This is a genomic window from Dissulfurispira sp. (assembly GCF_036745535.1).
GTDB lineage: Bacteria > Nitrospirota > Thermodesulfovibrionia > Thermodesulfovibrionales > Dissulfurispiraceae > Dissulfurispira.
Genome location: NZ_DAIOFX010000068.1, coordinates 1 through 8,374, shown reverse-complemented (window position 1 = coordinate 8,374; position 8,374 = coordinate 1). Strand labels below are relative to the sequence as shown.

Genomic DNA, 8,374 nt, shown 5'->3' with positions numbered 1-8,374 from the left:
TTCTATACTACCTGAATCGGAGGTCTTTCTAAAATCTATTTTGGACAGATGTGGAGAAATGTCTTTAGTTCATCCATGCTCCAGCCGCGCTCCATAAGCTGGAGCATGGAGTTGAATATCTGATGCGATATTGCGTCGGAAACTTCATCTGCATTTTTTATAAAGGCATTACGGCAAATGGATGACACAACAAGATATGTTGCGTTAAAACTAATATACGATGCTATCAAGACGGCGATGCATACAAAGGACTTTAATCGGTACTGTTTCTGCGTTATTCTTTTAAAAATAGACACGCCTCAAACTCCCCTGCAAATATATTAACCTTAAATCGAGAAATTTCTGCTTACAAATGTCGTACAATACCTCCATTCGCCTCTGAAAACTCATACTCGAACTTCTGCGGCTTTCTTCCGAAGCAGATGCCAAGGCTTTCAAAAAGGGCAACTTCCTTAATATCCACTTCCCTCCTCTTTATTGCCTCTGATGTGGGCATATAGTGGATCCTGTTGTCATCCACATTAACCACCGTATTTGCAATCTTTCCCTCCAATAACAATACTACTGCTGCTGCTCCGGCCTTATAGCCGAAATTCACATCATATGCGGATGAGCCGCCGCAGCGCACCAGATGCCCCGGTATTACCTCCCTTACTTCCGGAATCTCGTAAACACCAGGTGCATACATTCCTGTCTTTTTCATAAATTCTACGACCTCCGGGTCATTCTTAAGCCTTTTCTCCAACTGCTGCCTGACATATTTACCTGCTCCTGCAAGCTTTTTGTGTCCGAATGCATCAACGCCTGCCGATTCATCGTAAAGCATCTCTCCGCTTGCGTTTTTAAGCCCTTCGGCAACAACAATGATATATGTGCCTGCCTTCACATCGCTCCTCATCACCCTTCCAAAATATGTAGTCTTCATATGCTCATAGACAACATCAAAGTCAACAGGTATCTCCGGTATCAATATGCAGTCGGCCTCTGCACCTACGCCGCCCCTGAACGCCGTATGCCCAACATATCTCCCGAAAACCTCGATAACAAGCACACGATTGTGGCTCAACCCCGTTGTTTTCAAGTCCCTCGTAAAGGTGGCTATCCTGTTCACTGCAGAATCACCTCCAACACTGTAAGGCTGAAGGTCTAAGTCCATGGTCTTGGGCACATGTATGCAGGGGACTCCGTGGGATGCAAGGTCGACCACAACGCTTCCTGTGTCGTCGCCTCCGCTTATTATGAGTGCATCTATTCCGAACTTCTTGAGACCCTCCTTTATCCTTTCGTAAGTATTTGGGTCCTTTATCTTGCTCAGTTTTACGCGGGAGTGCCCTGCCTCGGAGCCTGCAAGGGAAGCCTCTATTTTGCTTACGCGCTCTGCATCAAGGGAGACAACCTTATCAAGGTCAATAAGGTTATAAAGACCTGCATAGCCATTGGGGATTACAACCGACTCGATTCCCAATGAATAGGCATACCGTGCAACCCCTTTAATGACTGCATTAAGACCTCCGCAGTCGCCACCGCTTGTAATAACACCGATTCTTTTGATGGATGACATACAAACCTCCTTTTTACTTGTGATATTCCTGTATCGATTTTATGCTTAATTCCCTTTTCAAAAGCATCTCTATTGCCCTCAGCACAGCCTTTGCACCGGATATTGTGGTTGTGTAAGGGATATTATGCTGAAGTGCGCTTCTCCTGATAGACAACGAATCCTTCTGCGCCTGTGCACCGGTAACCGTGTTTATTATAAAGTTTACTTCCTTGTTTTTTATCATGTCAACAACATGGGGTCTTCCCTCCATGACCTTATTAATTAAGTCGACATTAATACCGCTATCCTCAAGGTACTGTTTCGTCCCTCTCGTTGCAATAAGCTGAAAGCCCATCTCGGATAAACTTTTTGCTATCTCAACGGCATGAGGCTTGTCTTTGTCCTTTACGCTGATGAATATCTTTCCATATGTGGGTATTTTATTGTTGCTTGCAGCCTGGGCCTTTGCGTATGCAAGCCCGAAGTCTTTGTCTATGCCCATAACCTCGCCTGTGGACTTCATTTCGGGTCCGAGGATGACATCGACTCCCGGGAATCTGTCAAACGGGAAAACCGCCTCTTTGACAGCCACATGTTTTACCTCTCTTTCTTTAACAATGCCCAGTTCCTTCAATGTCTTTCCGAGCATAACCTTTGCAGCCAGCTTTGCAAGAGGAATGCCCGTAGCCTTGCTTACATAAGGAATTGTCCTCGATGCCCTCGGATTGACCTCAAGGATAAATATATCACTGTCCTTTACTGCAAACTGTACATTCATCAGGCCCACGACATTAAGCTCCTTTGCCAGAGCCTTTGCCTGTCTCTTTATCTCATCCACAATATTTGAAGGCAGGGAATATGGAGGAATGGAACATGCAGAATCCCCTGAATGTATCCCTGCTTCTTCTATGTGCTCCATAACACCGCCGATAACAACATCCACACCGTCCGATATGGCATCCACATCCACCTCTATTGCATCTTCGAGGTATTTATCGATAAGAATGGGATGCTCCGGCGATGCCTTAACCGCCCTTTTCATATAATCTGTCAGGGACGTCTCATTATAGACTATCTCCATTGCCCTTCCGCCGAGGACATAAGACGGCCTTACCATTACAGGGTATCCTATCCTGTCTGCAACAGCCACAGCCTCTTCGCAGGACATTGCCGTTCCGCTTTCAGGCTGCTTTAAATTCAATTTATGCAGCAGTTCTTTGAATCTCTTCCTGTCCTCTGCCCTGTCGATGGAGTCAGGGGATGTGCCGAGGATATTCACCCCTTCCCTTTCAAGAGGCACAGCGAGTTTCAGCGGTGTCTGGCCTCCGAACTGGACTATTACACCCTCTGGCTTTTCCTTTTCGATAATGTTTAAGACATCTTCTATTGTCAAAGGCTCGAAATAAAGCCTGTCTGCAGTGTCGTAATCTGTGCTGACTGTCTCTGGATTGCAATTTACCATTATAGTCTCATATTCAAGCTCCTTCAGAGCAAAGACCGCATGAACACAGCAATAATCGAATTCTATTCCCTGTCCGATCCTGTTCGGGCCCGAGCCGAGGATGATCACCTTCTTTTTGTCTGTTGGATTTGCCTCGCATTCTATTTTAGGGCTGAGGGCTGAAGGCTGAAGGCTAAAGTACGGTTTTTCGTACGTCGAATAAAGATACGGGGTATATGCCTCAAACTCTGCAGCACAGGTATCAACCAGCTTATATACAGGCTTTATCCCAAGCTCAATCCTTAATCGTCTAATGTCAGCTTCTGTTTTGCCTGTCAATTCTGCAATCCTCTTGTCAGAGAAACCGTATTCCTTCGCCTTTTTAAGCATTTCTGCTGACTGCTGATTGCTGATTGCTGACTCCTTTATTCTATTTTCCATCTCCACAATCTGCTTCATATTATTCAAGAACCACGGGTCTATCCATGTGAGCTCATAAATCTCATCCACACCCATCCCCTGTCTCAATGCCTGTGCTATATACCATATCCTTTCGGCATTTGGCGTCTTTAACCTGGCTTTTATTTCATCGATATCGGTCTCTATATTTTCAAAACCTGCAGAGCCTATCTCTAAGCTCCTCAATGCCTTTTGCAGGGATTCCTTGAATGTCCTGCCTATGGACATCACCTCACCCACAGACTTCATCTGGGTTGTTAGTGTCGCATCTGCTTCAGGGAATTTTTCAAAGGTAAACCTCGGAATTTTTGTTACCACATAATCTATTGTGGGCTCAAAGGATGCAGGCGTCTTCCTTGTTATATCGTTTCTTATCTCATCGAGTGTATAGCCCACAGCAAGCTTTGCAGCAATCTTTGCTATAGGGAAGCCGGTTGCCTTGCTTGCCAGTGCAGAACTCCTCGATACCCTCGGATTCATTTCAATAACTATCATCCTGCCTGTTTTTGGATGCAGGGCAAACTGTATATTTGAACCTCCGGTGTCAACGCCTATCTCTCTAATAACATCAATAGCAGCATCACGCATCCTCTGGTATTCCTTATCGGTCAGGGTCTGAACTGGTGCTACGGTGATGGAATCTCCTGTATGGACTCCCATTGCATCGAAGTTCTCTATGGAGCATATGATGACCACATTGTCCTTCCTGTCCCTCATAACCTCCAGTTCGTATTCCTTCCAGCCGAGGGCAGACTCTTCAACCAGCACCTGATGGACAGGGCTCAGCTTTAATCCCTTTTCGAGGAGTTCCCTGTATTCCTCGATATTGTATGCAATCCCTCCCCCTGTGCCTCCGAGAGTAAAGGCAGGCCTGAGGATTGCCGGGAAGCCTATATGCTTGATAATATCGAGTCCGTCCTTTATGCTTGTAATAGCAGCACTCTTTGGGACATCTAGGCCTATCTTTCTCATGGCCTCTTTAAACAGTTCTCTGTCCTCTGCCTTTTTTATGGCAGGCAATTTTGCGCCTATTAATTCAACTCCGTACCTGTCGAGGAATCCGGATTCCGATAATTCAACCGCAAGGTTCAATGCAGTCTGCCCGCCCATTGTGGGAAGTATGGCATCGGGTCTTTCTTTTTTAATAACTAATTCCAGAATCTCCGATGACAATGGCTCGATATAGGTTGCATCGGCTATCTCCGGGTCGGTCATGATAGTCGCCGGGTTTGAGTTCACAAGCACTATTTTGTATCCTTCCTCCCGGAGGGCCTTGCATGCCTGCGTCCCTGAGTAATCGAATTCGCATGCCTGGCCGATTACAATAGGCCCTGAGCCGATTAATAGTATTTTCTTAATATCCGTTCTCTTTGGCATTTTTACCCCTTTATAAAATTTTTAAATCTTGTTGCAATCCAAGTTGAGCGATTCTAATTTTGAAGTATAGGTCAGGTGCGGCGAAAAGAACTTTAAACCCCGCACTTGTAAATACGTTTATCTTGTATCCGTCATCTACAACATTGGGCACTTCATGGGTGATGCGTTTATAATCTTTCATATACACTTGAACTAACACTTTTTAAAGTCTTTGAGCTGTACCTGACCTATAAAGCCGCTCAATTTAGCTCTAACATCTTCAGCCATTGAAGGCTCTTCGGATGAAAAAATAGTAATCCTCTTTCCGTTCTTAAACTCCATCTCAACTGTATAAAACTCTGCGGTCTTTCCAAAACCGGGTATTACCGTACCATGCTGAAGGGCAACCTGTTCCACAAGCCTTATCCCATCAGGGTTTTCCGGCGTCACCGATAGATAGTCCTGTCTGATGCTGTCAAGTTCTGACAGGGGAGATATGATTCTCCTTCTTCCTAAAATCCTCCTTAGTGTAATATCGATATTTCCATTCTTCTTATCGATAGCAACGCAGAGGACAGGCTCAAGAAAAATACAAGTCCTGAAGACAATGAAAGATATAACGAACAGTAATAACGCCGCAATAAAGTGGACGGCAGTTGTTTTAAATCTTGCGGTAAAAAAAAATCCCAGCAGCATCACCAGTGCGCCTGCTGCAAGGCTCGATGAAAGCTCACGGTTATAAATGCCGCTGTGAAGCACGCTCCCCTTTTCAGCCCTGAAAGAGCTTGTTCTGAATATGAGCATATTATCTTTTATGTCCATCTGATATTTATCTGTCATTTAAAATACACAATCCTGCTTCCGCCGAGGTGCAGTGGTATCTCCGCTTTCTGGCTCCATAAGCCTTTCTTCATGTATTTGTCGTCAGCATAAGCTGAAATTACCTTCCCAAAGAAAGCATAACATTCGCCTGCATCAACAGCCTTCCATAATTTGCACTCTATATGCCCGATGCATTCGTCAATTACAGGAGATTTTACAGATTTGGCCTTGCTGTATTTGAGTCCTGCCTTTTTGAATTTATCCGTATCCCTGCCGGATGTCTTTCCGCAAATCCATAATGCCTTTAAAAGCTTCTTCGTGGGGATATTTATCACGAACTCCTTTGTCTGCCTAATCAACTCTACAGTATAACTCTCCTTTGAAACACAGACCACAACAATGGGAGGCTCCTCGCTTACAGGCGTAGCCCATGCACACGCCATGACATTGGGTTTGCCGTCCTTTGCAATGCTTGTGAGAAAAAACGCCATCTTCGGATGCATAAGATGGTAGATGTCCGATTTCATTTCCTTCAACATTTTCCCTCCATCATCTCCCTGAACCTTCTGAACAAATGCGTGGAATCATTGGGCCCCGGGCCTGCCTCGGGATGGTGCTGCACAGAGAATACGGGAAGTTCCACATGCTTCATGCCCTCCTCCGAGCCGTCGAATAGATTCCTGTGCGTCAATTTCACCTGTCCTTTAAGGCTGTTAATATCCACGCAGTAATTGTGGTTCTGGGATGTAATCTCAACCCTGCCTGTCTTTAAGTCCTTCACAGGGTGATTTCCTCCATGATGACCGAATTTAAGCTTGTATGTCCTTCCACCGAGGGCGAGGCCGAGTATCTGGTGTCCGAGGCATATCCCGAAGATGGGCCTTTTGCCTATAAGTTTTTTTGTATTTTCGATGCCATATGTTACTGTCTCAGGGTCTCCCGGGCCGTTGCTTAGAAGGATTCCATCAGGATTCATCTCTAAAACCGCTTCAGCAGGCATTTGGGCAGGCACGACATTGACATTGAAGCCTGCCTCCACGAGATTTCTCAGGATATTGAACTTCACTCCGAAGTCATAAACCACGACATTAAGAACCGCCTCTCCCCTTTCGACCTTGCACCATTTCCAGCACCCCTCATTCCATGAGTATGCCTCCCTCGTCGTCACGTCCTTTACGAGATCGAACGCCGATATTCCGGGATGCTTCTTCACTTTTTCAAGGAGGCTTTCAGGATTTAAATCAACACTCGATATTATGCCCATCTGCGCGCCGTTATTTCTCAGATGCCTTGTCAATGCCCTTGTATCAATGTCCTCTATGCCTACTATATTATTTTCTCTGAGGTATTGTCCGAGGGGCATCTGCAAGCGCCAGTTGCTCGGAAAATCGAGATATTCCCTGACAACAAAACCCTCAACCTTCGGGCCGCCCGATGATTCTATATCTTCCGCATTAACGCCGTAGTTGCCCATCTGTGTGTATGTCATGGTGACAATCTGGCCTTTATATGATGGATCTGTAAGTATCTCCTGATATCCTGTCATCGATGTATTAAAAACAACCTCGCCGATGGCCTCTCCTTCAGAGCCAAAGCTATTTCCCTCAAAAACAGTCCCGTCAGCCAGTACAAGCAATGCCTTATTCATCTATCCTCCTGCCAGGTATTCAAAGTCATTTTGCAGTACGATAAACCACAACTCCGTTTTCAACAACCTCTCTTGCAAATCCTCGTTTGTCTAAAATCTGTTCAGGCGTAAACCCTATCGGTTCAATCGGCTCTCCGAAGTTATGATGTGCTTTACTTAAAATAATCTGCCGTTCAAAAATATCCATGTTCCTAAACGATGATGATACAACCGCTATATCAATGTCGCTGTACTCCTTTGGCTTCCCTTTTGCATACGAGCCGTATAAAAAAACGGTGGATATATCAAGCCCGTATCTTTTAAGTTCTGCTATATATCGTTCAACTATTTTTTTAATCTCGGATCTTTTTTTAGCCATCTCAAAAGCTCCTTTGTCTTCTTAAGATACTCGGCAGACCTGTCTTTCTTGAATGCCTTCACAAGAGCATTGATATCTTCGGGATACCTAGTTACAACACCTAAATCATTCAAAGATTCTATTGTCTGCAAAAGATTTTCAGGGATTTCAAGCTTTACGGCATTCGACAGATAAATCAAATTGTGCGTTTTTGGCGGAACTTTTTCATAAGTAGCTTCATATAACGCCTTGAGAAGCTTTTCAACCGCAAGATGGCACATAAAGAGGACATAAACATACCTGCCTGTAGCAAACATATGCTCAGCGGTCTTAATATCGTAGTTTGAAGATTTAATCCAGTTTGCTATGGAATCATTTCCCTTTGACACTTTCTCTGCCCTCTTGATCTAAATATTCTACTAAAAGCACTTTACCTTTAGGTATTCTAACAATCCAGTTGCGAGTTATTTTCCTATCAGAAGTGGATTCTTTAATATCTGGAGTTTTTCTGACTTTATTGGGCATCGTACAATATACTCTTTTCCTATACTGCTCAATACCTTAAAATAAAATGTCTTCCCCATAGGCAAAAAATCTGCTTCACACTTTTCTTTATATTTTTCCATGAAGTTGACATCTTTTATAAACTTCTCATCTAAAGTAAAATTTGCGTCGATGTATCCGGATTTCAACAGGCTATATGGAGCAATAAGAAAAAGATTGTTTTTTTTAATCCTTGCTATCGTGTCTCAGATAATTTTGCTTTACCAT

8 protein-coding genes are annotated in these 8,374 nt (G+C 44.3%); all 8 read right to left on the bottom strand.

Going from position 1 to position 8,374, the window contains the following annotated elements:
- Positions 1-35 precede the first annotated feature (35 nt).
- Positions 36-296 (bottom strand): hypothetical protein, encoded by a 261-nt coding sequence (locus V7L97_RS10000; protein WP_333655567.1) that lies wholly within the window; start codon positions 294-296, stop codon positions 36-38.
- A gap of 50 nt (positions 297-346) precedes the next feature.
- The gene (locus V7L97_RS09995; RefSeq protein WP_442891809.1) at positions 347-1,552 is read right to left on the bottom strand and encodes a 6-phosphofructokinase; all 1,206 of its coding nucleotides are present in this window, start codon (positions 1,550-1,552) and stop codon (positions 347-349) included.
- Positions 1,553-1,574: 22 nt separating this feature from the next.
- On the bottom strand, positions 1,575-4,817 hold the full coding sequence (gene carB / locus V7L97_RS09990; protein ID WP_333655563.1) for a carbamoyl-phosphate synthase large subunit: 3,243 nt from the start codon (positions 4,815-4,817) through the stop codon (positions 1,575-1,577).
- A 192-nt stretch (positions 4,818-5,009) separates the two neighbouring features.
- Positions 5,010-5,636 carry a hypothetical protein gene (locus V7L97_RS09985; protein ID WP_333655561.1) on the bottom strand — a complete coding sequence of 209 codons (627 nt, stop codon included), beginning with the start codon at positions 5,634-5,636 and terminating at the stop codon, positions 5,010-5,012.
- Complete coding sequence (locus V7L97_RS09980; RefSeq protein ID WP_333655560.1) at positions 5,633-6,157, bottom strand: flavin reductase family protein; 525 nt, start codon at positions 6,155-6,157, stop codon at positions 5,633-5,635. Before V7L97_RS09980 ends, V7L97_RS09985 begins: the two co-directional genes overlap by 4 nt.
- Positions 6,151-7,266, bottom strand: a complete 1,116-nt coding sequence (gene carA, locus V7L97_RS09975) for a glutamine-hydrolyzing carbamoyl-phosphate synthase small subunit (protein ID WP_333655558.1) — start codon at positions 7,264-7,266, stop codon at positions 6,151-6,153. The genes V7L97_RS09980 and carA overlap by 7 nt, the downstream gene beginning before the upstream one ends.
- Before the next feature lie 25 nt (positions 7,267-7,291).
- Complete coding sequence (locus V7L97_RS09970; RefSeq protein WP_333655556.1) at positions 7,292-7,624, bottom strand: nucleotidyltransferase domain-containing protein; 333 nt, start codon at positions 7,622-7,624, stop codon at positions 7,292-7,294.
- Positions 7,591-7,992, bottom strand: coding sequence for a HEPN domain-containing protein (locus V7L97_RS09965; protein ID WP_333655554.1), 402 nt, complete (start codon positions 7,990-7,992; stop codon positions 7,591-7,593). The genes V7L97_RS09970 and V7L97_RS09965 overlap by 34 nt, the downstream gene beginning before the upstream one ends.
- Positions 7,993-8,374 lie beyond the last annotated feature (382 nt).

What these genes read in the sequence shown, in the direction of transcription:
- carB (WP_333655563.1), bottom strand. Translation starts at nt 4,817, where the DNA reads ATGCCAAAGAGAACGGATATTAAGAAAATACTATTAATCGGCTCAGGG.
- V7L97_RS09985 (WP_333655561.1), bottom strand. Translation starts at nt 5,636, where the DNA reads ATGACAGATAAATATCAGATGGACATAAAAGATAATATGCTCATATTC.
- V7L97_RS09980 (WP_333655560.1), bottom strand. Translation starts at nt 6,157, where the DNA reads ATGTTGAAGGAAATGAAATCGGACATCTACCATCTTATGCATCCGAAG.
- carA (WP_333655558.1), bottom strand. Translation starts at nt 7,266, where the DNA reads ATGAATAAGGCATTGCTTGTACTGGCTGACGGGACTGTTTTTGAGGGA.
- V7L97_RS09970 (WP_333655556.1), bottom strand. Translation starts at nt 7,624, where the DNA reads ATGGCTAAAAAAAGATCCGAGATTAAAAAAATAGTTGAACGATATATA.